The sequence below is a fragment of the Candidatus Accumulibacter vicinus genome, from assembly GCF_000584955.1.
GTDB classification, from domain to species: Bacteria; Pseudomonadota; Gammaproteobacteria; order Burkholderiales; family Rhodocyclaceae; genus Accumulibacter; species Accumulibacter vicinus.
This window is the reverse complement of record NZ_JDSS02000032.1, coordinates 1018-2663: the sequence shown is the minus strand read 5'-3', so window position 1 is coordinate 2663 and position 1646 is coordinate 1018. Positions and strand designations below refer to the sequence as shown.

Sequence of the window (1646 nt, the reverse complement as noted above, 5' to 3'; positions counted from 1 at the left end):
GTTCTGGAAGGTGTATTGGGTGACGGCGGCCAGGGGGTTGGTGACGGTGCTGCCGGTGATCTTTCCGGTGGCGTCTTTCTGATAGACGAAGGTGTGGCGGTCGACGCCGCCGGCGTGTTCGCTGCTCGCGGCGAGTGCGCTGGGGTCGTAGGTCCAGGTGGCGTAGGGGGTGGCGTTTTCGTCGGTGAGGCCGCTGAGCAGGGCGGGTTCGACGTGACCGCCGACGGTGACGCTGGTGTAGCTGTAGTGGCGGCTGTGGGTGTCGGGATAGGTGACGCTGGCGAGGTTGCCGTCGGTGTAGGTGTAGGTGATCTTTTCGGCGGTGGGGGTGGTGATTTCGGTCAGGAGGTTCTGGGCGTTGTAGGTGAAGCCGAGGCGACGGCCGAAGTGGTCCTGGATGTCGGTGAGCCGATCGCTGTCGGGCTGGTAGCGGTAGGTGAGCGAGAGGCCGCCGCGTTCGACGCGGCTGAGGCGCCGGCCGGCGGCGTCGAAGGTTTCGACGGCGTCGTCGCTGTCGCGGTAGGTCCAGCCGGTGGCGGTTTTTTGCAGCAGACCGACGATGTCGGCGTCGCTGACCCAGTCGGTGGGACTGCCGGGTTTGGGATGAAAGTGCAGGATCTGGCCGTCGCCACGCAGCATCAAGACGACGTTGGGCGCCGTCTCCGGGTTGATCGTAACGTCGTGATTGTGTCTCCAGCGGTTGCCGAGTGGGCGGGAAAGCGCGCTACGATCGTGATAAGGATGGCTGCTGTCGTAAACGCGGATGAAATTGAGCAAGGATGGCGACGACGCGGTGTAGTCGGTCTCCTGCGCCACCTTACAGCCTTGACCGGGGAGGACGGGATTGCCGACGCAGAACTGCGGTTTAGGCGTTTTCCGCGGCGTCGGGAGGCGGCACAGGTTACTGGCCTGGTCGCCAATGGCGTCACGGCGGCCGAGCTTCGGACGGCTACCGATCAACAGATGCAACTCGCGCTTGAAGACGCCGAGGTATGGCTCCGACCGCACGGCGTACGCCTGAGCGTTGATGCCGTCTACAGTGCCCCGATACAAGCTGTGAATCCCGAGGTGATGCAGACGACAAAAGCCCTCGAAGATTTTCATGTTGTAGAAGCGGCTGCGCAAACTGTCGCGAATCCCTGCCTGCGTAAACCATCCGATTTCGTCGCCATCGCCGAAGCCTATCCCGGGATCGTAGACAACGGTCCCCCGAGGGTCGCAGCGTAACGGCGACTGGGCAAACAGGTACTCTCCAACTGAATTCGGCCCGGCAATGGCCGATACCTCCCAGCCGATGAAGGCGTTGGTGTAGCTGCACGTGGCGGCCTTGCTTACCGACGGGAATGCTGTCCCGGCGAGAAACGCCAACAGAACCAGCACACTTGACAGTCGTGTTGACGGAAGAAATCTTCGCATGCCCTTCCCCCATGAATGCCCAAGCCCTGGAGGGGTTGCTGCCGCGCGCGCGCGACGCTCCGCTTGCCAACAGGCGGAGAGAACATCAGTGGTGTGGACAGCGACGCCTCTTGGAGTACGATGCGGCCCCCCTTGGTCCGGATCGGTTTTCAACATTGTAAAGCTGGCTTAACGCCATTACAACTAGGCTGTGTTCACAAAATTGCTAGCGGAGCATGATCACGATGAGG

The 1646-nt window shown here is 62.2% G+C and carries 1 protein-coding gene; it reads right to left on the bottom strand.

The features are described from left to right. Positions 1–1125, bottom strand: a 1125-nt coding sequence (locus tag CAPSK01_RS23180; protein WP_273703772.1) for a DUF6531 domain-containing protein, incomplete at its 3' end; no start/stop codon positions are given. Between the last annotated feature and the right edge of the window lie 521 nt (positions 1126–1646).